Raw genomic sequence first — 23180 nt, forward strand, 5'->3', positions numbered from 1 at the left:
ATTTCACAGAGATGAGGTTTTTACGATGAGTAATAGTAAAAGAATGACCACCTGGCTGATGAAATATGGGGTACTGATAGGGCTGTTTTTGCTTCTGTTTGGGTTCGCTTTTGTCAGACCTAACATCCTTCTGCCACAGAACATTACCACCATATTTGCGGCGGCGAGCATCTCTTTCATTATGTTTGCCGGGGTTACCTGGATATTTTCGATTGGAGAAGTGGACGTCAGTTTTACCAACATAGCTGCGCTCTCAAACGTAGTGACAGCTTGGTCGGTTCAGCAGGGCATGGGATGGGGAATCAGTATTGTCGCGGGTCTGATGGTTGGCGTGGTGTTTGGCATCCTTAATGGTGTGTTAGTTGGGTATTTGCGCTTGTCGTCACTGGTGACCACGATAGCGACGGGTGGCCTGACTCTCTCTATCGCGAAAGCCATTGGCGCAGGCGCATCTTTTCGAATTGACGACACCGGATTCATGGGGGACTTGGTGAATGCTTCATTTGGCATTTTTCCGGCAACCATGGTTCTCGCCCTGTTTATCGCCTTTGTCCTATGGGTGTGTCAGGAAAAACTGCTGCTGGGACACTATATTTATGCTCAGGAGTCCAATTATAAAGCGGTGCATGAAGCGGGTATCCCGGTCAAAAAACTGAATGTGTATCTCTTCCTGTTTGCCGGTGTGATGGCGGCATTATCGGGGTGTTTTATCGCCGCGAGCCTGTCGTCTGGTCAGCCCGGTATCGGTAATTCCTACTTCATTGACGGGTTGACCGCCATATTCTTGGGCAGTCTGGCTTTTCGACAAGGGAAAGCCAACGTATTGGGCACGCTGATCGGGGTATTGATTCTGACTGTGCTGACCAACGGAGCCGGTTTGTCAGGATGGGCAAACTACGAAAGGGATATGGTGAAAGGGGGGCTGTTGCTGCTTGGAGTGTTTGTGCTGATCCGCGGAGGACGCATTCACGCACTAAAGGCAAAGGAAAAACAGCCCTACGAAGCCGATAAGTCGGTGCTTTCGTCAAAATAACAGGAAGGTCTACAGATCATAGGGACGGTGAAACATGCAAAACACGAGTCGATTCGACGGTCGGACGGTCATCATAACCGGAGCAGGAAATGGTATCGGGCGAGCGTGTGCACTTAAGCTGGCAAAGGATGGCGCAACAGTTCTGATATGCGACATCAACCGCCAGGGGTTGGAAGAAACTCAGACGCTCATTGGAACTGAAAGCGGTCGTTGTCACCTACAGGCATTCGATATCTGTAATGAAGAACAGGTAGCTGAATCCATCGGTCGATGGGTCTCAGAGCACAAGGTGGATACCTTAATCAACTGTGCAGGGATAGTGCAGGAAAGCAGCTTCGTTGATATCTCGCTTGCCGAATGGGAGAAGGTGTTTTCCGTAAACCTGACCGGGGTGTTTCTGGTCACACGTGCCGTGATTCCAACTATGCTGGAGAATGCTTACGGTAAAATCGTCAACATCTCATCTCAATCTGGGATTTTCGGCAGACCAAGACGTGTGGCTTACAGCGCGTCCAAGTTCGGTCTGAATGGTTTAACTCAGGCACTGGCGTTGGAGCTCGCACCTCATAACATCAATGTGAATGCCATTTGCCCTAGCCGAATCGAATCTCGAATGACTGAAGAAATACTGGAGTCTCGGGTGGAAACCACCGGGGAAGACTATTCGACCGTGCGCGCTAAATATGAAAAGAGCGTACCCATTGGCCGGTTGGGTACACCAGAAGATGTGGCGTCTCTGGCGGCGTATCTGATGAGCGATGAATCTTCTTACATCACCGGGCAGTTTATCTCTACTTCGGGTGGACGCTAAACGCTTTAGGTCGAGAGAGCCTACGCTTTCGTTTGTTAGACGTTATCTTTTTAAAGGAATAAATGGATATGAGCGCAGACAAAATCACAGAACCTTTGGTCATGGGCATTGATGCAGGTACAGGTGGCTTGCGAATTGGTGTATTCAACGCCGATGGGGACTGTCGGTACTTAAAAAATCAGGATTACTCTACTCATTTCCCCCGTCCCGGATGGGCGGAACAAAGCCCGGAAGACTGGTGGAATGCGTTAGTCGGTTCTGTTCGGGCATTGTTTGAAGAAACGGACATCAGCCCTGCGCAGATCCGCGCTGTTGCAGTGGATGGAACCGCAAGTACCGTAGTCTGTGTTGATGAGCACGGTGAGTCTATTGGCCCCGCGATCTTATGGATGGACGCTCGCGCCAGCGATCAGGCAGAAAACATTTTCCGCACTGGTCACCCTGCTCTGGAGCGCTCAAGTGCCGGAGTCAGTTCAGAGATGATGCTGCCCAAGCTGTTGTGGCTGAAAGAACACGATCCAGAACGTTTCGCTCAGTCTCGCTACTTTATGGAAGAAGTGGATTTTCTGACCATGAAGCTCAGTGGTGTGCCTGCGCTGAGTATCAACCATATTACCCATCGCTGGTTTTATAATCCTCGTACGGGTGGCTGGCCGCACGATTTCTATCAGCATATCGGGCTGGAGAATATTGTTGAGAAATTCCCTGAAAGAGTGCTGCCGATGGGAGAATCCGTCGGCAATATTTCGGCTGAGGTGGCGGCACTAACCGGGCTGTCGCCAGATACCATTATCGCCATGGGCGGCTGCGATGCTTATGTCGGTATGCTCGGGCTCAATGCAGTCCGAAAAAATCAGGCGGCGCTGATTACCGGTTCCTCCCACGTATTTCTTCCCATGTCTGACAGCGAAACTCCCATCAAAGGCGTGTTTGGTCCTCATCCGGATTGTGTCATTCCCGGATTAACGGTTTACGAAGGTGGTCAGGTGTCGAGTGGTTCCATCATCAAATGGTACAACGACAACTTTATTCACGAAGCCATGTTCGACAACCCCGGATTACCAGAAAAAGACACCGACAAACTGGAAAAGCTCACTCAGGAAGCCAAACGCATTCCGATTGGTTCTGAAGGTTTGATTGTTCTGGATTACTGGCAGGGGAACCGCACGCCACATACCGACTATAAAGTGCAGGGCGCGGTCTGGGGGCTGACTCTGAAACACGGCAAAGCCCATGTGTATCGGGCGATCTGCGAATCCATTGCCTACGCGACTGAAAGCATGCTCACCCGGCTTAGAAAAAACGGTGTGCACATCAACGCAATGTATTTTGGTGGTGGCTTTTCAAAAAGTGAGTTCAGCCTGCAGCTTCATGCCGATGTCAGCAATGTGGAAATCCATATCCCGGAATTCACCGAAGCTACTGTTTTGGGCAGTGCCATTTGCGCCGCAAAAGCCGCAGGGTTTTATGACGATCTGGTCTCGGCATCCGACAACATGGTCACCATTACCAAGGTCATCAAACCTAACCCGAAATCCCATCAGAACTATCAGTTCTATTTCGACTTATACGAAAGAACCTACGACGCCATGATGCCTTTGATGCACGAAATGGCGGAGCGACCAGATTCTTAACTTTCCTTTTATCGACGTGAGGTCTGAATGAAAGCGCTAGTGAAAACCCAATCGGGAGTCGGGAACCTGAGGTTATCTGACGTCCAGAAACCTACTCCAATGCCAGATGAAGTGTTGGTCAAAGTCAGAGCCGCAGGTATTTGCGGAACCGATCTGCACATTAAAAAAGACACCTTCATCAACTTCCCTCCAGTCACTCTGGGGCATGAATTCTCAGGAGAAATTGTATCCGTTGGAGAGGCGGTCACCGGCTTTCAGAAAGGAGACCGCATTGTGTCTCAGCCCCATAAAGGTGGGTGTGGACATTGCCGCTATTGCAAAAACGGACAGGTCGAAATTTGCCCGGATAAGAAAGCCATTGGCTATAAGATTGATGGCTGTTTTTCAGAGTTTATCTGCATGCCCGCCGCCTCATTGCACCGAATACCCGATTCGTTGTCTTTTGAAGAAGCCGCATTAGCAGAGCCGCTCGCCGTAGGGGTGAAAGCGGTGTTAGAGCGCAGCAAAGTCGAGCCTAACGACGTTGTGGTGGTGTTAGGTTGTGGCGCAATAGGGCTACTTGCCGCTGCGGCAGCCAAAGCCAGTGGAGCCAGAAAGGTTCTGGTGACTGGAACAGATAACGACCTTGATGTTCGGTTAAGAATCGCCAAAGAGATGGGCATGGACGATGCAATAAGCGTTCAGCAGGTGGACATCAAACAGAAGGTTGCGGAATGGACACATGGGCTAGGTGCCGATCTGGTCGTGGAAGCCAGCGGCGCACCAGCGGCAATTCATCAAGCGTTCGATTTGGTGCGTCGGGATGGTCGAATCTGTGCCATAGGGTTAACCGGAAAGGACTCAGTACCCGTGCCGTGGAATCTGGCGATGCACAATTCGGTGACCTTATCTTGCAGCTACAGCACCAGTTGGAGCAGTTGGGAAACCGCGATTGATTTGCTCGATTCGAAGCGAGTCAATGTTGCCCCCTTAATGTCTGGGACCTATTCATTGCAGGATTTTGAGAGTGCTTTTCAGCAGCTAGAAAACCTGCAAGCGGTTAAAAACCTGTTCGTTTTCTGAGAGTTTGAGGGGGTAGCATGGACAAGAGTGAAAAGTTGCTGATAGGTGTTGATAGCAGTACCAGTGCAACCAAGGTGATTGTGTTTTCTATGTCGGGGAAAATCATTGCTGAAAGTGCTCATGGCTACCCTCTCATCATGCAAAGACCGGGGTGGGTAGAGCAGAACGCTGACGACTGGTGGAATGCGTTCATTGCCGGTTGTCTGGAAGTGATGAGCCACCCGGATGTGGATGGCAGCAAGATCGCAGGTATCGGTATCACCCATCAGAGGTTTACTTTTGTTCCGGTCGATTCTGATATTCGACCGCTCAGAAATGCCATCTTGTGGAATGACATCCGATGCAGTGAGGAAGCGGAATTTGCGGGGCAGGAGGTAGGTGCCCAGCAGATATTTGAAAAAACCGGGTATGCGCCCGGTCAGTGGACGCTTTATAAGGCGCTGTGGCTTAAGCGGCATGAGCCAGACGTGTATTCGCGAACCTACAAACTGATGCTGGTACAGGATTATCTGATTTATAAACTGACCAGCCAGTTGGTGACTTTGAGCGGCGCAGCGACAATGACCGGAGCTTTGGATATTGAGCACGGCGCGCAATGGGCGAGCGGTATTATTGATTCGCTGGGGGTTAGGCAAGACATCTGGATTGATACAATTTTACCCGGATGCAGCACCGCCGGTTTTGTCACCGCGAAAGCCAGCCAGATAACGGGTCTTCCACAAGGGATACCTGTGGTCGTAACAGCAGGGGATCAACCTTGCGGCATTCTTGGTGCGGGCGTCACCGAGCCCGGAGAAATAGGCATCAATGGCGGCACTTCCTGTACCAATGAAATGTTGGTGAACAATGTACCTTCACGGGCAAAGCAGGATTACGTCATCGAAATCAGCCCGTCTGGCAACTATGTGATGGAAAATTACATTCCCAGTGGAGGCTCTGCACTCATGAAATGGTATCGCGATCACTTTTGCCTCAATGTCGGGAAGGACGAAGCCTGCCCAGACTGGAGTGACGTGTACCGAAGCGCTGAACAGAGCCCGGTTGGCAATATGGGCATGATGATACTGCCGTATTTTCAGGGGGCAAACGGACCGTATTGGGATTTGAATGCACGGGGAATGGCGTTTGGGCTTCATACCGAACATGGTCAGCCGCAAGTGGTGCGTGGGATCATGGAAGGGCTGGCTTACGAGTCGCGAAGGCAGGGCGAATTGATGGAAGCGGGGGCCAATACCGATATTGAGCAGATCAAAATGTACGGTGGTTCTGCGAGGAGCGACGTCTGGAACCAGATTTTTGCCGATGTATTTAACAAAACCCTGTTGATCCCGGAAACGTCAGAAACCACCGCGCTGGGGGCTGCCATTAGTGCAGCGGTTGGATGCGGTGAATATTCTAATTGCAAAGCTGCAGCGCGACGCATGGTTTCCATCAAACACGGCTTTAAGCCCAACGCCAAGAATGTGGATGTTTACAACGATTACTATCAAAACGTCTACCTGCATCTGCACGACTCAGTGAAAGCACTTTCTAAGGTCAATGCCAAAATCACATCCAGCCTTGTTAATCGGACTTAACACTTCGTGACCACACGGGTATAAACTAAGCTCTGAACTCCTTATTGGTGCAGCCAGATTATGTCCCGACTTTTTGATACCCACTGTCATTTTGATTTTGATGCCTTTTCCAATACCGATGAAGCGTTAGCAATCGCTAAGCAATCGGGTGTGGCGCGTATCCTGATCCCGTCAGTCGGATTATCGAACTGGGATAAAGTCAGCGAACTTGCCTCAAGCCATGATGAAATCTATTTCTCACTCGGGCTTCATCCTTATTTTATTGACCAGCATCTTGATACGCATCTCGATTTACTCGATGACAGGCTCAGTCGTCGTGGAGGCAAATGCGTTGCCGTTGGAGAGTGTGGGCTGGATTTATATTCTGGAAATGACACTCAGTCAAAACAGGAAGCATTGTTCAGAGGGCAGATAGAACTGGCGAATAAGCACAAGTTGCCTTTGGTGCTTCATCAGCGAAAATCTCATCAGCTGATGACCTCTACACTAAAGAAAATGCGTTTCGATCAAGGGGGCGTGATTCACGGATTCAGTGGAAGTTATCAGCAAGCCAAAGACTGGCTCAATTTAGGCTTTGCGATTGGAGTAGGCGGGACGATTACTTACCCAAGAGCTCAAAAAACGCGCAATACCATCGCCCAAATACCGATAGATGCCATGGTGCTCGAAACCGATGCGCCAGATATGCCATTGAATGGATATCAAGGTTTACCCAATCACCCCAAATTTTTGCCTGAGATTCTGGAATGTCTTTCTGAGCTCAAAAAAAGACCAAAGCAAACGATTGCGCCACAGCTATGGTCTAAAAGCAATTTAGTGTTCGGAATTTGTGATTAATCGCTATCTTCTGTGAAAGTTCCGCAAGTATACGTTTGCGTAACGTGACTATTATCACATAATTTAATGATACAAGAGTGAATAAGACTACAAATTGTGACCATGCCATTACTTTATTGATTGAGGGATGATTATAATGCCCACGCTTCAAATACGAGCCAATTTGTAACACGCCAATAAATAACTAATAAGGAAGTCATAAACTATGAGCCTGTTTATGAGCCTCGTCGGTATCGTAGTACTACTAGGAATTGCAGTACTATTATCCGGCAACCGCAAAGCAATTAATTTTAGAACTGTAGGTGGCGCTTTTGCTATCCAATTTGCACTTGGTGCTTTTGTTCTATACATCCCTTGGGGTCGTGACCTTCTGGCTGCATTCTCTGCAGGTGTTCAGAACGTTATCGACTACGGTAAAGACGGAACAGGTTTCCTGTTCGGTAGCCTGGTTAACTTCTCTGTTGACGGCATCGGCTTCATCTTCGCATTCCAAGTACTGCCAACACTGATCTTCTTCTCTGCGTTGATCTCTGTTCTTTACTACATCGGTGTTATGCAGTGGGTTATCAAGATTCTTGGTGGTGCACTTCAGAAGGCACTGGGTACTTCTCGTGCGGAGTCCATGTCAGCAGCAGCTAACATTTTCGTAGGTCAGACGGAAGCGCCTCTTGTTGTTCGTCCGTTCGTACCTAAGATGACTCAATCTGAACTATTCGCAGTAATGTGTGGTGGTCTGGCATCGGTTGCGGGTGGTGTACTAGCAGGTTACGCATCTATGGGTGTACCTCTAGAATACCTAGTTGCAGCATCATTCATGGCAGCACCAGGTGGTCTACTATTCGCTAAGATCATCATGCCTGAAACTGAAGCGCCTAAAGACGACATCGACGCAGACATCGACGGTGGCGACAATAAGCCAGCGAACGTTATCGATGCAGCGGCAGGTGGTGCATCTGTAGGTCTTCAGCTAGCACTTAACGTAGGTGCAATGCTATTGGCATTCATCGGTCTTATTGCTCTAGTCAACGGCGTTCTTGGTGGCGTTGGTGGTTGGTTCGGTATGCCTGAGCTGACTCTGGAACTTGTTCTAGGCTGGGTATTCGCTCCTCTTGCATTCGTTATCGGTGTGCCATGGGAAGAAGCGACACTGGCGGGTTCTTTCATCGGTCAGAAGATCGTTGTGAACGAATTCGTTGCTTACCTGAACTTCACTCCTTACATCGGTGAAGGTGCGAAAGTGGTAGCAGAAACAGGTCTGCCAATGTCTGAGAAGACAACAGCAATCATCTCGTTTGCTCTGTGTGGTTTCGCGAACCTTTCTTCTATCGCGATCCTACTAGGTGGTCTGGGTAGCCTTGCGCCAAATCGTCGTCACGACATCGCACGCATGGGGGTGAAAGCGGTAATCGCTGGTACGCTATCTAACCTGATGGCAGCGACAATCGCTGGTCTGTTCCTGTCTTTCTAAGTTAGTAAGAGAAAGATTATATAGACGCCACGAAAACCAACCCCGTAGCAAGAGATTGCTGCGGGGTTTTTTTGTTTTAAAGAGAAAAATTTTTGTAATTAATGGACTGAGTTTTTTGAGATACAAACCGTTTGCGTCAACCGGAATGCTATTGTTTTGAACAAATAATGCGTATTGTATAAATTACCAAATGGTCAGACCTTTGCAGGAAGCAAAGAGACCAGATTTGTAAAAACGTTAGCCACGATGAAAGGAAAAAACTAGAGTCGTGCCATAGACCAAATAGGTACTGTGCGGTGACAAGGATAGCAATTGAACTTATAACGAGTTCAAGTCTTCAGGGAACCAAGTCCGTTCATGTTGTGATGGATTGCCAAGGGGTAAGCCATCTAATCATTGAATAAACTGATCGGAGATAGAAATGAGCGATTTAAAAGCAGCTGCTCTACGTGCACTTAAACTTATGGACCTGACAACGCTGAATGACGATGACACAGATGCAAAAGTCATCTCGCTGTGTCACGACGCAAAATCAGCGGTTGGCAATACTGCTGCCATCTGTATTTACCCTCGCTTTATTCCTATTGCTAAGAAGACACTTCGTGAGCAAGGTACGCCAGACGTTCGCATTGCGACCGTAACTAACTTCCCACACGGCAACGACGACATCGAGATTGCAGTGGCGGAAACCAAGGCTGCAGTCGCTTACGGTGCAGACGAAGTTGACGTCGTTTTCCCATACCGCGCACTGATCGCGGGTGACGAGAAAGTGGGCTTCGAACTGGTGAAACAGTGTAAAGAAGCATGTGGCGATATCCTTCTTAAAGTCATCATCGAAACGGGTGAACTAAAAGAAGAAGCACTCATTAAGAAAGCGTCTCAGATTTGTATCGAAGCGGGCGCAGACTTCATCAAAACATCTACAGGTAAAGTGCCTGTGAATGCCACTCCTGAATACGCTCGCATGATGCTGGAAGTGATCCGCGACATGAGCGTAGCAGAAACGGTAGGCTTTAAGCCAGCAGGTGGTGTTCGAACTGCAGAAGATGCAGCGGCATACCTGGCAATGGCAGACGAAATCCTTGGTGACAACTGGGTAGATGCTCGTCACTACCGCTTTGGTGCATCAAGCCTGCTGACTAACCTACTTAATACATTAGAAGTAACAGACGAGACGGCAGACCCTACTGCCTACTAATTCTAAAAGTCTGATGCAACAAGCTGTCTGAACTCAGCTTGTTGCCTTACCTCTTTACTCTACAACCACAGCTCTGCATCTATTAAGGTGCGTGGGAGGTTCTAATGTATTTACCTCAAGAAATTATCCGTAAAAAACGTGACGGCGAAGTGCTGTCTGCGGAAGAAATTCAATTCTTTATCCAGGGCGTTGCCAAAGGCGAAGTGTCTGAAGGACAAATCGCGGCATTCGCGATGGCCATTTTCTTCAATGAAATGAGCATGCCTGAGCGAATCGCACTGACATGTGCGATGCGAGATTCTGGCATGGTCATCAATTGGGATCACATGAACTTTGGCGGTCCTATTGTCGATAAACACTCCACCGGTGGTGTGGGAGATGTCACGTCCTTGATGCTTGGTCCTATGGTGGCGGCGTGCGGTGGGTTTGTGCCTATGATTTCCGGTCGTGGGCTGGGACATACTGGCGGCACACTGGATAAGCTGGAATCCATTCCGGGCTACAACATTACGCCAAACAACGAAGTGTTTGGTGATGTGACCAAAGAAGCGGGCGTTGCAATTATCGGTCAGACAGGCGACCTCGCTCCTGCTGATAAACGTGTTTACGCTACCCGCGATATCACGGCGACCGTTGATAACATTTCCCTGATCACCGCATCTATTCTGTCTAAGAAGCTGGCAGCTGGTCTGGACTCACTGGTTATGGACGTAAAAGTAGGTTCTGGTGCCTTTATGCCAACGTACGAAGCGTCGGAAGAACTGGCGAAATCGATCGTTGCGGTAGCCAACGGTGCTGGCACTAAAACCACCGCCATCCTCACCGATATGAATCAGGTGCTGGCTTCTTCTGCGGGTAACGCGGTGGAAGTGCGTGAAGCGGTGCAATTTCTGACTGGAGAGTACCGTAACCCACGTTTGCTCGAGATCACCTTAGCGCTGTGTAGTGAAATGTTGGTACTGGGCAAGCTTGCAGACAATACCGAAGATGCGCGCGAAAAGTTGATAGCTGTACTGGATAACGGGAAAGCAGCCGAATGCTTTGGCAAAATGGTGGCTGGCTTAGGCGGTCCTGTCGACTTCGTTGAAAACTACGACAACTACCTCGAAAAAGCCGAGATCATCAAACCGGTTTATGCCAAAGAGAGTGGCGTTGTTTCCTCAATGGATACCAGAGCCATCGGTATGGCAGTCGTGGCTATGGGCGGTGGTCGTCGCGTGGCTACGGACTCTATCGACTACGCTGTCGGTTTTGACCAGTTTATTCGCCTTGGTGAAGTCGCCAACAGCGAAACTCCGTTAGCGATGATTCACGCCCGCAGTGAAGAGCAGTGGAATGAAGCCGCTGAAGCACTGCAAAGCGCCATTGCTGTTGGCGGTGAGTATCAGAAAACACCAGACGTTTACCGTCAGATTCGAGCAGAAGACGTGTAAAGGCGCTGGTGGAGAAAGCAATGAAAAGAGCATTTATTTTAGTTTTAGATTCATTCGGTATTGGCGCGACTGTGGATGCTGACAAGTTTGGTGATGCAGGTTCAGATACTCTGGGTCACATCGCCGAGCAGTGTGCCAAAGGGTTAGCTGATACCTCTGAACGAAACGGACCTTTGTTTCTGCCTAACTTATCGAAGTTGGGCTTAGCTCTGGCGCACAAAGAGTCCACTGGTGCATTTGCACCGGGCCTTGAGTCGGAAAGTGATGTTGTTGGGGCATACGCTCATGCAGCTGAATTGTCGTCGGGCAAAGACACGCCTTCTGGGCACTGGGAAATCGCAGGCGTTCCTGTGATGTTTGACTGGGGCTATTTTTCTGACAAAGAAAACAGCTTCCCGAAAGAACTGACGGATCGCATTCTTGAGCGAGCGGGAATCGACGGTTTTCTAGGTAACTGCCATGCGTCCGGAACTCAGGTTCTGGACGACTTAGGCGAAGAACATATGAAGACGGGCAAGCCTATCTTCTACACCTCTGCTGACTCTGTGTTTCAGATCGCCTGTCATGAAGAAACGTTTGGTTTAGAGCGTTTGCTGGAACTGTGCCAAATCGCCCGTGAAGAGATGGAAGACTACAACATCGGACGTGTTATCGCACGACCGTTTGTTGGGGCAGGCAAAGGGCAGTTTGAGCGTACGGGGAATCGTCGAGATCTGTCTGTAGAGCCGCCGTCACCAACGGTATTGCAAAAGCTGGTTGATGAAAGACAGGGCGAAGTGGTGTCGATAGGTAAGATTGCCGATATCTACGCTAACTGTGGTATCAGCAAAAAAGTGAAAGCGACAGGTATTCCGGCACTGTTTGAAGCTACGCTGGAACAGATTCAGCAAGCCGGTGATAACACCATTGTGTTCACCAACTTTGTCGACTTTGACTCTGTGTACGGTCATCGCCGTGACGTCGCGGGTTATGCGACAGCGCTGGAATACTTCGACAGCCGCATCAATGAAGTGATTAACCTTCTGCAAGAAGACGATGTGCTGATAATAACGGCCGATCACGGCTGCGACCCTACCTGGCCAGGTACGGAGCACACCCGAGAACACATCCCTGTTCTGGTTTACGGAAGCAAAGTGCCAGCAGGTTCTCTAGGGTTCCGAGAAACGTTTGCCGATATCGGTCAGTCGGTCGCGAGCTACTTTGGTACGTCTCCGATGGATTACGGGAAAAGCTTCCTGTAACCCTGGGTTCATCAGGCTTTCGCTCCAGAGGTTTAGGCTTGGAGCGGTTAATTTTAGTGAGCGGGCAAAATAGGTTGAAGTAATCACGCTATCCACCATAATTTGCCTGCAAACTGGGGCGATTGCCCTCAATTTTATTTACAAGGACTATTTCAATGGCTACTCCACATATTAATGCTGAAATGGGTGCATTTGCAGATGTTGTTTTGATGCCGGGCGATCCGCTACGCGCTAAATACATCGCAGAGAACTTTTTGGAAAACGTTGAGCAAGTCTGCGATGTTCGCAATATGTTTGGCTTCACTGGCACCTACAAAGGTCGCAAGATCTCTGTTATGGGCCACGGCATGGGTATCCCATCATGCTCTATTTACGCGACTGAGCTAATCAAAGATTTCGGTGTGAAGAAAATCATCCGAGTTGGTAGCTGTGGTGCGGTAAGTGAAGACATCAAAGTACGCGACGTTGTTATCGGAATGGGTGCCAGCACTGATTCCAAAGTAAACCGTATCCGCTTTAAAGGTCACGACTTTGCGGCAATTGCTGATTACCAAATGGTGAAAAACGCAGAAGAAGCAGCGAAAGCTCGTGGTATCGATGTAAAAGTGGGTAACCTGTTCTCAGCAGAGCTGTTCTACACGCCAGATCCAGAAATGTTCGACGTAATGGATAAGTACGGCATTGTAGGTGTAGAAATGGAAGCGGCTGGTATCTACGGCGTATGTGCAGAGTACGGCGCAAAAGCGCTGACTATCTGTACTGTGTCTGACCACATCAAGACGGGTGAGCAAACTACGTCTGAAGAACGCGCAACCACGTTCAACGAAATGATCGAAATCGCACTCGATTCAGTTCTGCTTGGCGACAAGTAAGAAACTGCTCTAAAAAGAAAGCCCCGCTCATCAATAGCGGGGCTTTTTGTTGAATATAAAATTCTATTGGGACGCAACGTTTTTCAGCAGCAGGTTTTCTCCCTTCTTACGGCTGCGTCGCTGGCGTCTGAACAGAATGGTGATCAGCACGCCACTGGCAAAACTCATCAAAATCATCAAATACATTAAACGATCACTGTTGCGGTAGTGGTGGTCGGAAATCGCAGTCACTCGTCCTTTTTCAAACGTAATTCGCATGTATCCGATCATGGCACCATCATTGTAAATGGGCTCCACCAGTTGCTGACGACCAATTGCAGCCGTTCCCAGTGGGGTATCGAGACCAAGCATCTCACGCACTGGTTTGGCGTTGCTGCTTGCGGCCAGCTTAACGCCTTCTGCATCATAAATAGTGGCATCAAATACCAGGCGATCTTTAGAAAGCTGTTGAGTCAGCTTGAGAAGGTTTTCCTGATCTTGATTGACCAGCATATCGCTGGCAGATAACGCTGCCTGAGAGACCAGAACATTGGTCAGCGTTTCTAGCTGGCGAGCCTGAATGGCTTCGTTGCCTTTACTGATCACTACGCTGTTTTGCACCATAGAGAAAAACAGCAAAGCCAGCACTATCATGGCGATAATGCGCAGAAAAGCCCGGAATGAAAATAGTGAACTGCTCATCGAAAGGTCTGCCACTGGTTAAGATTTAAATTGATCATAAGCTTGCGTTTCTAAATTGCAATAGGGTAAGTTTACGGTCACTACAGGACAACTCTGCCACGGACGCAATGAAAACACTGCCTATAAAGAAACACATCACACTGCTAAAACGTCTTCCTGAAACGCGCTTTTCTTCAAAAATCGACCTACAACGCGCAAACTGGATTGTTTTTTCCAATTATTTGTCGCCAAGTCATTTTGAAGATATCGACTTTTTTACTGGTTACTACAATGCCGTTGTCGCCACATGGAAAGTGGGGCAGTACGAAGTGGCACTGATGTCCGGTGAACTTACCAAAGAACACGAGACCATTCTGCAAGCGCTTTCTTTGGATTACGCCAGCCTGACCGATGTCCCTGACCTCAGTAAGCCGGGATTAGTCGTGATGGATATGGACTCAACTGCCATTCAGATTGAATGTATCGATGAAATTGCCAAACTTGCTGGTGTAGGAGAGCAGGTATCAGAGGTGACTGAGCGTGCAATGCAAGGCGAGCTGGATTTTGAACAAAGCCTGAGACAGCGTGTTGGCGCGCTGAAAGATGCGGATGAGAGCATACTGGAGTCAGTGCGTAGTGAACTGCCAATGATGCCAGACTTGCAGGAATTCGTGGCTAGCCTTCAGGCATTGGGTTGGAAAACGGCAATTGCATCTGGTGGGTTTACCTACTTCTCAGACTACTTGAAAGAGACGCTCAACCTGGACCATGCCCAGTCGAATACGCTTGAGATTGTAAATGGCAAACTGACAGGCAAGGTTTTGGGCGATATCGTATCGGCTCAAACCAAAGCGGACATCCTGCGCCAGTTGGCAGAACAGTATGAGATTGAGCCAGAAAACACCGTTGCAGTCGGCGATGGTGCTAACGATTTGGTGATGATGGATGCCGCTGGTTTAGGGGTGGCGTACCACGCGAAACCTAAAGTAGAACAGCAGGCACAAACCGCGGTTCGTTACAGTGGATTAGGTGGCGTGCTTTGTATCTTAAGTGCCAGCCTCATCAAGCAACAGAAGATCGCTTGGTAAGCTCTTAATTAGTTGAAAAAAAACGGGCTTTTAAGCCCGTTTTTTTATAAATATACATTGCGAGATTGACCAACCTTAAGTCAATTCTAACCGGATCAGTATTTCTTCCGTAATGTCCGTAAACTCTCCGTACCCAATCAAGCTGGTAAACTCTTTCTCCAATGCCCTTGCGTGATGGATAGTGGCTTTTGCCAAGCTGCTCAATTCCTCATTCAGCAGATTGGTAAGCGAATCAAACACGGGCATTCCAGAGATGCGAATAACGTAAAACGCGCCTACCGACTTGGCTTTTTTCACAAATCGTATTCTTTCTTTGATCGACTCAAAGTCGGACAGCAACCGGGTATGAATCTCTTCTATCTGATTACCTTTCTGAACTACAGCAATGTACAGCTCGTAGAAGGTCGGTTCCGCTCCCTCGATTGGACGCATTGGTGTGGCAAGTAAGGTGTTGGTTCTGTTCTTAAAAATCGGCTCCATTGAGAGCTTGCCACCATGCCCAAGGGACTGAAAAATCTTGGTGAGTTCATCCAGTGGGAAGTTGACTCCAATCGCGCGCGGCTGAAGAATCCGATCTTTCTTTTCAATGTAGAAAGGCACAGACACCATGCGACCCAGCAACAGATGATGCATGGTGCTCAGTAGTTCAGAAGACGGAATAGGCTCGTTGTCTTCAATCAGTTTGCCTTGATTGTGATTAATCAGGCGCTTCAGAAAGTTAAGGCAGCGTGTCGTCTGGGCATTTTCAATGATCGACAGATGCACATTTTTACAGTCCGGGCTGAGTTTGATAACTGTATAAGGCACATCACTCAAAGGGACATCGCTGTCGTAACGTTGCAGCTCGATAAAGTTTACGCAAATTTCATCGCCCGCTTTGGCTTGCAAAGGAGCACTGAGTTTTACGTTTAAGCCACGGCTGGAAAAGTCTACGGTGTTACCTTTGATGGGATCTTTAGTGCCAATGGCTAACTCTACGGGTGAGTCGAACATGAATCTGGGTTCAGAGCGACGAGAGCTGGAATCAAAATAGATGCCATTAGGTGCGCCCATTACCTGACGTGAGTGGCGGAAGCGGTTTAACTCAGAGCTAGGAATGCTGGGTTTCTCAGTCAGCAGATAGTCGTGGCTGGTTTGCGCGTCACTCACTTCCTGCAAAATACCCGTGTGAGTCAGAGTCTTGATGGTTTCCGACATCTCAGGTGCCACATCAAGCAAGTGAGAAATCTCATCTTTGGATAACTCGAACATGTGCAAACGGAACACACGCCAACTGTCGCGCCTTGCTCCTACATGCCAGAAAAGCTGACGTTGTTCACGTGAGGCTTCTGGCAGCATCATGCTGTAGAACAGATGCTTGCCCTGATGGTCATGAGTGAATGAGTAAATAAAATTACTGCTGCTTCTCATGCCCGGCTGCGTCAGCGGCGCCATTCTTTCACGGTTGAACAGTGTCCCGAAGGTCTGCTGATTTCGTTCATCGTGCCAGTACTTCCACAGTGCCTGATTGGCATCAGTGAGCAAGGAATAACGAAGCTCGGTACCCGAGAAAAACAGGGGAAGATTACTGGTGTGCTTTAGATAGCTATGCTCGTAGCCTCGCGTTCGGGCGCGAAGGATGTGATCCTGATTGTCGTGTTTGGCGCGTTTGCTGCTGTTTTTCAGCATCAACTCTATGGCATGGGCAATCGCGTCGGTTTCCGTCAGCTTCATCAACCTCAGCCATTTTACACTGTTGTTTTCGAAACAGTCGTCAACTCCCAGAATACGGTATTCAATGGCTTCTTCCAGCTCTGGGTTGTTGGTCTCTTTGGCGAGCTGTACAAAGCGCGCTTCAATCACTTCTCCCAGCTTGTAATCAAACGCACTGGGGACTTTGAATTTTGCACCAGAGCTGGAAAGGTCAACGCTGACCCCATGTATTTCCTGTCCGGATTTTAGATGAATATCGACCTGACTGGACATACGTAGCCGGTTTTCCTGACGTCGCAGGTCGTAACCCAAACGTATCGCTTCCGCTTCGTAAGGGCTGTCTGGATCGGTGATGCTGTAGGTCATGTTTGGGCGATTTTTGCTCATCACCCGGAAGTTATTTCGCGTATTGATCAGCGCTTCCCAGACACCTTCTGTATAGGCACCGTAACGCTTCACTTTTTTGTGGTAGGCATTAATCGCAACGTCGTCGAGCCAATGGGTCAGACCATCCAGCTTGTATTCACGGCATTCTCCCTGTACTCGCCCTCGCAGATCGATGGTTTTGGTGCACGGCGCCATGACCCGTTTCATCTCCATTTTGACTAAGATTTTGACAGACGGGTGTTCTCCCTCAGTCATTTGAGACAGAACGAGGTCAAAATCATCGGAGCGATACACAGGTATGAGACGTTCAACCAGCGAGAGTATTTCAGCTTGTTCCATTGTTTCTGTTAAAGTACTTGTCCTAATTGGGTTATCGACGACGGAATCGTTATCTTTAAAATAATTATACTCTTCTACCCAGAGATATGACCCCAATGTTAAATTTTTATTGTAAATAATTGAGAGACGGCAAGTTCTATGGCGAAAGCAAAACGTGCATATGTATGTAATGATTGTGGTGCAGATTTCCCCCGCTGGCAAGGGCAGTGCAGTGCATGTGGGGCATGGAACACCATCTCGGAAATTCGTCTTGCCGCATCGCCAACCGTAGCTCGAAACGAACGTTTATCAGGGTATGCAGGTTCTGCAACCGAATCAAAGGTTCAGAAACTTTCCGAAATTGACCTGCAGGAAGTACCAAGGTTCAGTAGCGGTTTCAAAGAGTTAGACCGCGTTCTTGGGGGCGGTGTTGTGCCCGGAGCCGCCATTCTGATTGGTGGTAACCCAGGGGCAGGTAAATCAACACTTCTTTTACAAACCATGTGTTTGCTGTCTGGTCAGATGCCGACCTTGTATGTCACCGGTGAAGAGTCATTGCAGCAGGTGGCGATGCGTGCTTCCCGCCTTGGATTACCGAAAGACAACCTCAGCATGCTGTCGGAAACCAACGTCGACAAAATCTGCCAGATTGCGGAAAAAGAACAACCCCGCATCATGGTGATCGACTCTATTCAGGTTATGCACGTTGCAGACGTACAGTCTTCGCCGGGCAGCGTGGCTCAGGTTCGTGAATCCGCAACCGCGCTGACCCGCTACGCTAAACAAAACAACGTCGCGGTGTTCATTGTTGGTCACGTAACTAAAGATGGCACGCTCGCGGGACCTAAAGTTCTGGAACACATTATCGACTGTTCGGTGCTGCTGGACGGTGGTACAGACAGTCGTTTCCGTACTTTGCGCAGCCACAAAAACCGTTTTGGCGCGGTGAATGAGCTGGGGGTATTTGCGATGACAGGGCAGGGGCTGAAAGAAGTCAGCAACCCTTCAGCGATTTTCCTTTCTCGCGGTGAAGAAGAAACCTCGGGCAGCTCAGTGATGGTGGTGTGGGAAGGGACCCGACCACTACTCGTCGAAATTCAGGCGCTGGTGGATTATTCCCAACTTGCCAACCCTCGACGCGTAGCAGTGGGTTTGGAGCAGAACCGTTTATCTTTGCTTTTGGCGGTTTTACACAAACATGGCGGTTTGCAAATGGCCGATCAGGATGTTTTTGTGAATGTGGTGGGCGGCGTAAAAGTAACAGAGACCAGTGCGGACTTAGCGTTGCTTATGGCGCTGTTGTCCAGCTTCCGTGATCGCCCGTTGCCAAAAGATGTGGTGGTGTTTGGGGAAGTCGGTCTGGCAGGGGAAATTCGCCCTGTGCCAAGTGGTCAGGAGCGATTAATGGAAGCCTTTAAGCATGGATTCACCAAAGCGATTGTCCCTGCCGCAAACATGCCAAAAGGGGGCATAAAGGGCATGCAGATACATGGTGTCCAAAAGCTCTCAGAAGCCATCGAAGCTTTCGACGAGCTATAGGGAATGAACGGGATTTCTAATAACGAAATCCCGTATTTGTTTTGGTCTACGACTAATCTTAGGCAATCGACTGATGTAGTTGTCGATTTACTGCGAGCTTATCGTTCCGCTGACTGTCGCGACATCAGTTTCCGTGCCATCAGAAACTGTGTAGGTGAAGCTGTAATTTTCACCGTACGCTTCCAGCTCCAACTTATGGTCGTGTCGAACGTAAACCAATCCAGCACCATTAGCCCATGTCTGCCAGCCGGGCTGCATATCAATCCCATTTATTTGCGTAATCTGTAGCGTGTCTCCATTTGGGTCACTGTCGTTATCAAGAACCGGAATAGTGATTCTGGCACCGTAGGCGACATTGTGGTTTGGGTCATCGACGGCGTTCGGAGCAGTGGCGGGGTAAATGGTACCGCTGACCGTTGCAACGTCAGTTTGAGTCCCATCCGATATGGTGTAAGTGAAACTGTAATCCTCGCCGTAAGCTTCCAGCGCCAGTGTCTGGTCGTGCAGGAAGTAAACCAGTCCGGCACCGTTTGCCCATGTAGCCCATCCCGGCTGCATATCAATTCCGTTGATTTGCGTGATTCGCGTATCTGGTGTGGTTGTATCGTTGTTTAATACAGGAATAGTAATGGTCTGCCCGTAGGTCACATTGTTGTTGGGATCATCCTGAGCATCAATGGCACTCTGAGCGGAAATGAACCCATTCCCTCTGCCGATGTCGGCGTTCGATAAATTGACAAAAGAGTTGTTTGCAAACTGGATTCTTTCAACGTCTCTACCGCGTATAGACTGACCTGAACCCGAGATGGTGAACTCAATGGCGTCACCTGTAATCGAATAGCTCGAAGGGTTAGCAGACAAAAATAAGGTATCGAAGCCTCGTCCTCCATCAACCCGCCCCTGACTGGTTCGAATTTCGTCGTTACCATCATTTCCGTATATGTCATTCGCACCGCCTCCGCCACGAATGTCGTCATCTCCGGAGCCACCGTAAAGTCGATCGTTCCCGTTCAATCCGGAAATCACATCATTACCACTGCCTCCAAAAATACTGTCATCATGGTTGGAGCCCGTGACGGTGTCGTTTCCATCATGAGTCAGCATGACAAAACCGCTAAAGATTCCGCTGTATGATCCCCAGTGAGAGGCGTCTAACACGCTTTTATCACGCTCACTAATGATGTTGTGGTAGTAGAAAGTCCGATTGTTGGAGATATAGTCCATCAGCCACCCTGCGGGCTTGGAAGTGAAGGAGCCGTTTTTCTTGTGGAACAGCCCAAATGATTTCTCTGCATGATTCACATCGCCATTCGGTTTATTGCTGTCGTAAGCGCTGAACTGGGCATTGTATTCAAACGTGTGGCTATCCAGCACATGGTGAGCAATCACACCCTTCAGATGCTCGTTCCCCCAGCTATCGAGCACGCCAAATGCCTCTGCAAACCAACGTGCCTGGTCAAGTTCGCCATCGGGACCGGCATTCCTGTAACCCAGATAAGAGGGCACACCGAATTCGGTTATCCAGAGGTCGGTCTGATCGAACCCGTTTTCCAGCATAATGCGTTGCACATTATAAAGAGCCCCCTGAAAACTGTAGTGATAATCCCAGCTTGCGACGTGAGCACCTGCCTCGGGAACATCAACCCATACGGTCGGGCGACCAGATTCCGGGCTGGTAAAAGTGCGAATGTAGGTTGTATAGGGGTGGATAGAAATGCCGTCTACGCTCGTCCCCAATTCGGTAAGTTTTTGTGAAAGTGTACTGAGGTATGTATTGAGGTAGGGGACGTCGTTGTGGGCAATGCCTCCTCCTATTACATTCACCTCATAGCCAAGTTGCAGCGCATCAATGGCTTTGGCAGTGTAAGCTAAGTAATTGGCGTAATGGGCGGCATTTGCCAGTGAAACGGCATAGTATCTGTGTGTATTACTATCGGTCACAACATACCCACCATCCTCCGCCTGAAAGCCCATGTTGGGTTCATTGCCGACTTCCCAGCCAGCGATGGTGTCCCGGTATTGCGGCAGGTTTTGGTAAACTTCGTTCACATAGATGGCATACCGGTTCGCCAGTTCGGGAATGTTATTTACGTTCGGGGCATCAGCGTTGGTTCCTCCATTACGAATCAGGTCAACGGGAGTTTGCCCAGGTTGTAAAATCACCTTGATTCCCCGGCTTTGCGCTTGCTGCAGATAAACTTCTATCCGATCCAATACCCATTGGGGCACGCCAGTTGGTGTCGTCCAAGTCAGATCCAGAGGAATACGAAGCACGTCGCTTCCTGCTAAGCTCGACATGTGAATAAGCTCTTGCACCTCTACTCCCTGATGTGCGGGCGCAATATGAACACCATTCACTTCATAATCTTTGTGAAGCACCTGTAAACCGAGTGCAATAGAAAAAATATCCATAATCCTAGTCCTGTTCTGAATTCCCAATGGCTGGCAATCAAGCCTTACAAAGGGAGAGTTCATGATTATGCGGGTAGCTAATAAACAAATTTCTAACGGTGTAACTTGGGACTGCTTAAGTTAAGTTTTTAAAAAGGTTGATTGTGAAATGTCGTGTTAGCATTGATTTCTTTCGCGCGAAGCAAGCCAGCGAATACACACACTCGATAGGTTTTGGAATCATTCACTAACACAGTTAATTTGCTCTTAGAGCGAAATCAGAGTAGCGCACCTGAATTTATAAAAATCGCTAATATGCATCGTGTCTCAAAGTCGTGGAATGGTTCTCCTTAATAAGAAATTTCACGTCGCTTAGGTAAGACCCAATAAAAAACGCCACTGGTTATCCAGTGGCGTTTGCTTTGCGTTTTTCCCGATTGAATTAGTTGAGCGTCAGTGCACGAATGTCGTAGCCGTCGCTGTTTTCATCGTATCCAGCTTGAGTGGTCGGAATGATGTGTGTGCGGTCTTCAAACTGGAAGGCAAGCAGAAAACAACTCTGATATTTAGCATCATTGAACGTCTGGTCAATTTTGCCCTGAGTGATCAGAAGATTGTCGGTCCGCTCAGTGCCCAGCGTTACCCAGCTAGTTTCACGAGTCCCGTTGGCTGCTAAGCAGTTGAGTTTCGCGTGCACGTAACCTTGCTCGGCATAACGTTCGTAGTCCCAGTTATTCGAGGTAAATTCTTCCAATCTGACGCGTTTATTGTATATAGGGCAAGCCGATAGCTGACCGTTGTTCGACATATTGAATGTTGATACGCCCCCTTTCCCTACGGAATAGAAATCCGAAGTGCTGAGAACATTCTGTGGGTCATAACGCCAAGGTTCGCTGGCAATGCGCTCACCCGCTTCATTAACCACAAAGTTGCCCAATTGAGAATCAATGTTCAGGTTACAACTGATCTCTGAAGGTACACCTGTAGAGCCTCCATTCAGACAATCTTGCAAAGCTGCGCTGCCCGGCGGGTAGAGAAGCTCACACTGTTGTTTGTTTGGGTTTTGCTCTGTCAGGAACACTTTGACGTCTTTTAGCAGCATGCCATAAGAGTCTGGCAACCCTTTGTCACGAAAGACCAGCGGTGTGTAAAAACGATCTGCGGTGAAATGAACCACGGCTTTGTTGAAGCCTTTTATCAGGTTGGAATCGTTAAGCTGAATAGGGAATTGCAAACGGTGACCACTTACTCCGACACCACCGTGATCATTGACTTTAGCACTGGTGATGTCTGCGTTAAGGTGAGTGACCAGATCTCGGTGATAATTGTTAGCCTGAGAAGTCGGCGTATAAGCGCGGCGTTGGTATTTGAACACCAGACGATATTTTGCCCCCGGTACGGTTGGCACAAAGGTGCGGATGTTCACCGCAGATTGGTTGTTGCTGAAGTCCAGAGGGTAGTAGGTGCCACCTACGTTGAGCCTACGGTTTTGAGGGCAGTGACTGGTGTCTGAATCCAGCTCTGCCAGAAAGCCGCCGCCTTTGTATTGCTGACCATAGGTTTTCGATCTTCCTACTTCTAGCTGAGCTTCACAGTGATTGTTTATCCTTCTGCGTACCTCTTCTTCCCCGATGGTGCTTTCCAGATACTGGTATTCCGACTGACCAAGCACATGGCGCATGGTGCGCTTTGTCCAGCGTGGTTCAAACAACAATGTCCGACCCGATGTGTATGCAGCAGGGTTATCGGGCGTAAGCTGAGGACCCGATGGCGTGAAGTCGACCAGTCCCCAGGTTCCGTGCTCTAGCTGGTTATGGTAGGTATTAAACAGCTGGGTGTATTTATCTAATGTATCTGCGGTGACTGGTAAAGCTAAGACGGAAGAGACCAATCCTAAGCTGACCAATGTTTTTTTTATCATGACTCTATTCCTTGTGTT

The 23180-nt window shown here is 48.8% G+C and carries 17 protein-coding genes; 13 read left to right on the forward strand and 4 right to left on the reverse strand.

Features of this window, described 5'->3' with window-relative positions:
- Positions 1 to 25 precede the first annotated feature (25 nt).
- From INR79_RS03805 to deoD, 11 genes are all read left to right on the forward strand, one after another.
- A complete protein-coding gene (locus INR79_RS03805) occupies positions 26 to 1033 on the forward strand; it encodes an ABC transporter permease (protein WP_004407083.1) in 1008 nt (335 codons plus the stop codon).
- Positions 1034 to 1067: 34 nt separating this feature from the next.
- Positions 1068 to 1844 (forward strand): SDR family NAD(P)-dependent oxidoreductase, encoded by a 777-nt coding sequence (locus INR79_RS03810; protein WP_223096071.1) that lies wholly within the window; start codon positions 1068 to 1070, stop codon positions 1842 to 1844.
- Between the two features lie 68 nt (positions 1845 to 1912).
- Entirely contained in the window at positions 1913 to 3478 is a 1566-nt protein-coding gene (locus INR79_RS03815) for an FGGY-family carbohydrate kinase (RefSeq protein WP_223096072.1), read from the forward strand.
- A gap of 27 nt (positions 3479 to 3505) precedes the next feature.
- Complete coding sequence (locus INR79_RS03820) at positions 3506 to 4540, forward strand: zinc-dependent alcohol dehydrogenase (protein ID WP_223096073.1); 1035 nt, start codon at positions 3506 to 3508, stop codon at positions 4538 to 4540.
- Between the two features lie 17 nt (positions 4541 to 4557).
- A complete protein-coding gene (locus INR79_RS03825; RefSeq protein WP_223096074.1) occupies positions 4558 to 6117 on the forward strand; it encodes an FGGY-family carbohydrate kinase in 1560 nt (519 codons plus the stop codon).
- A 60-nt stretch (positions 6118 to 6177) separates the two neighbouring features.
- On the forward strand, positions 6178 to 6954 hold the full coding sequence (locus INR79_RS03830) for a TatD family hydrolase (protein ID WP_223096075.1): 777 nt from the start codon (positions 6178 to 6180) through the stop codon (positions 6952 to 6954).
- Between the two features lie 205 nt (positions 6955 to 7159).
- On the forward strand, positions 7160 to 8422 hold the full coding sequence (locus tag INR79_RS03835; RefSeq protein WP_004407072.1) for a NupC/NupG family nucleoside CNT transporter: 1263 nt from the start codon (positions 7160 to 7162) through the stop codon (positions 8420 to 8422).
- 421 nt (positions 8423 to 8843) lie between these two features.
- On the forward strand, positions 8844 to 9620 hold the full coding sequence (gene deoC / locus INR79_RS03840) for a deoxyribose-phosphate aldolase (RefSeq protein ID WP_223096076.1): 777 nt from the start codon (positions 8844 to 8846) through the stop codon (positions 9618 to 9620).
- A 104-nt stretch (positions 9621 to 9724) separates the two neighbouring features.
- Positions 9725 to 11053, forward strand: coding sequence for a thymidine phosphorylase (gene deoA / locus INR79_RS03845; protein ID WP_223096077.1), 1329 nt, complete (start codon positions 9725 to 9727; stop codon positions 11051 to 11053).
- Between the two features lie 20 nt (positions 11054 to 11073).
- Positions 11074 to 12294 (forward strand): phosphopentomutase, encoded by a 1221-nt coding sequence (locus INR79_RS03850; RefSeq protein WP_223096078.1) that lies wholly within the window; start codon positions 11074 to 11076, stop codon positions 12292 to 12294.
- Positions 12295 to 12449: 155 nt separating this feature from the next.
- Positions 12450 to 13166 (forward strand): purine-nucleoside phosphorylase, encoded by a 717-nt coding sequence (gene deoD, locus INR79_RS03855; protein WP_004407064.1) that lies wholly within the window; start codon positions 12450 to 12452, stop codon positions 13164 to 13166.
- A 63-nt stretch (positions 13167 to 13229) separates the two neighbouring features.
- Here the strand turns inward: deoD and INR79_RS03860 are convergent, their stop codons facing one another.
- Positions 13230 to 13847 carry a YtjB family periplasmic protein gene (locus tag INR79_RS03860; RefSeq protein WP_004407062.1) on the reverse strand — a complete coding sequence of 206 codons (618 nt, stop codon included), beginning with the start codon at positions 13845 to 13847 and terminating at the stop codon, positions 13230 to 13232.
- Positions 13848 to 13954: 107 nt separating this feature from the next.
- On the opposite strand from INR79_RS03860, the gene serB reads away from it, so the two are divergent.
- A complete protein-coding gene (serB, locus tag INR79_RS03865; RefSeq protein ID WP_004407060.1) occupies positions 13955 to 14914 on the forward strand; it encodes a phosphoserine phosphatase in 960 nt (319 codons plus the stop codon).
- A gap of 75 nt (positions 14915 to 14989) precedes the next feature.
- Here the strand turns inward: serB and INR79_RS03870 are convergent, their stop codons facing one another.
- Positions 14990 to 17332, reverse strand: a complete 2343-nt coding sequence (locus INR79_RS03870) for a PilZ domain-containing protein (protein ID WP_022549804.1) — start codon at positions 17330 to 17332, stop codon at positions 14990 to 14992.
- A 138-nt stretch (positions 17333 to 17470) separates the two neighbouring features.
- Here INR79_RS03870 and radA point away from each other — a divergent pair, with 138 nt between their 5' ends.
- The gene (gene radA / locus INR79_RS03875; RefSeq protein WP_022549805.1) at positions 17471 to 18850 is read left to right on the forward strand and encodes a DNA repair protein RadA; all 1380 of its coding nucleotides are present in this window, start codon (positions 17471 to 17473) and stop codon (positions 18848 to 18850) included.
- An 87-nt stretch (positions 18851 to 18937) separates the two neighbouring features.
- On the opposite strand, the gene INR79_RS03880 is transcribed toward radA, so the two are convergent.
- Both INR79_RS03880 and INR79_RS03885 read right to left on the reverse strand, forming a co-directional pair.
- The gene (locus INR79_RS03880; RefSeq protein ID WP_223096079.1) at positions 18938 to 21262 is read right to left on the reverse strand and encodes an Ig-like domain-containing protein; all 2325 of its coding nucleotides are present in this window, start codon (positions 21260 to 21262) and stop codon (positions 18938 to 18940) included.
- A 421-nt stretch (positions 21263 to 21683) separates the two neighbouring features.
- Positions 21684 to 23162, reverse strand: coding sequence for a hypothetical protein (locus tag INR79_RS03885; protein ID WP_223096080.1), 1479 nt, complete (start codon positions 23160 to 23162; stop codon positions 21684 to 21686).
- Positions 23163 to 23180: the final 18 nt, after the last annotated feature.

Source organism: Vibrio sp. SCSIO 43132 (assembly GCF_019904195.1).
Taxonomy (GTDB): domain Bacteria; phylum Pseudomonadota; class Gammaproteobacteria; order Enterobacterales; family Vibrionaceae; genus Vibrio; species Vibrio nigripulchritudo.

What these genes read in the sequence shown, in the direction of transcription:
- INR79_RS03860 (WP_004407062.1), bottom strand. Translation starts at nt 13,847, where the DNA reads ATGAGCAGTTCACTATTTTCATTCCGGGCTTTTCTGCGCATTATCGCC.
- INR79_RS03805 (WP_004407083.1), top strand. Translation starts at nt 26, where the DNA reads ATGAGTAATAGTAAAAGAATGACCACCTGGCTGATGAAATATGGGGTA.
- INR79_RS03850 (WP_223096078.1), top strand. Translation starts at nt 11,074, where the DNA reads ATGAAAAGAGCATTTATTTTAGTTTTAGATTCATTCGGTATTGGCGCG.
- INR79_RS03880 (WP_223096079.1), bottom strand. Translation starts at nt 21,262, where the DNA reads ATGGATATTTTTTCTATTGCACTCGGTTTACAGGTGCTTCACAAAGAT.
- INR79_RS03885 (WP_223096080.1), bottom strand. Translation starts at nt 23,162, where the DNA reads ATGATAAAAAAAACATTGGTCAGCTTAGGATTGGTCTCTTCCGTCTTA.
- INR79_RS03870 (WP_022549804.1), bottom strand. Translation starts at nt 17,332, where the DNA reads ATGGAACAAGCTGAAATACTCTCGCTGGTTGAACGTCTCATACCTGTG.
- deoA (WP_223096077.1), top strand. Translation starts at nt 9,725, where the DNA reads ATGTATTTACCTCAAGAAATTATCCGTAAAAAACGTGACGGCGAAGTG.
- INR79_RS03830 (WP_223096075.1), top strand. Translation starts at nt 6,178, where the DNA reads ATGTCCCGACTTTTTGATACCCACTGTCATTTTGATTTTGATGCCTTT.
- serB (WP_004407060.1), top strand. Translation starts at nt 13,955, where the DNA reads ATGAAAACACTGCCTATAAAGAAACACATCACACTGCTAAAACGTCTT.
- deoD (WP_004407064.1), top strand. Translation starts at nt 12,450, where the DNA reads ATGGCTACTCCACATATTAATGCTGAAATGGGTGCATTTGCAGATGTT.
- radA (WP_022549805.1), top strand. Translation starts at nt 17,471, where the DNA reads ATGGCGAAAGCAAAACGTGCATATGTATGTAATGATTGTGGTGCAGAT.
- deoC (WP_223096076.1), top strand. Translation starts at nt 8,844, where the DNA reads ATGAGCGATTTAAAAGCAGCTGCTCTACGTGCACTTAAACTTATGGAC.
- INR79_RS03810 (WP_223096071.1), top strand. Translation starts at nt 1,068, where the DNA reads ATGCAAAACACGAGTCGATTCGACGGTCGGACGGTCATCATAACCGGA.
- INR79_RS03835 (WP_004407072.1), top strand. Translation starts at nt 7,160, where the DNA reads ATGAGCCTGTTTATGAGCCTCGTCGGTATCGTAGTACTACTAGGAATT.
- INR79_RS03820 (WP_223096073.1), top strand. Translation starts at nt 3,506, where the DNA reads ATGAAAGCGCTAGTGAAAACCCAATCGGGAGTCGGGAACCTGAGGTTA.
- INR79_RS03815 (WP_223096072.1), top strand. Translation starts at nt 1,913, where the DNA reads ATGAGCGCAGACAAAATCACAGAACCTTTGGTCATGGGCATTGATGCA.
- INR79_RS03825 (WP_223096074.1), top strand. Translation starts at nt 4,558, where the DNA reads ATGGACAAGAGTGAAAAGTTGCTGATAGGTGTTGATAGCAGTACCAGT.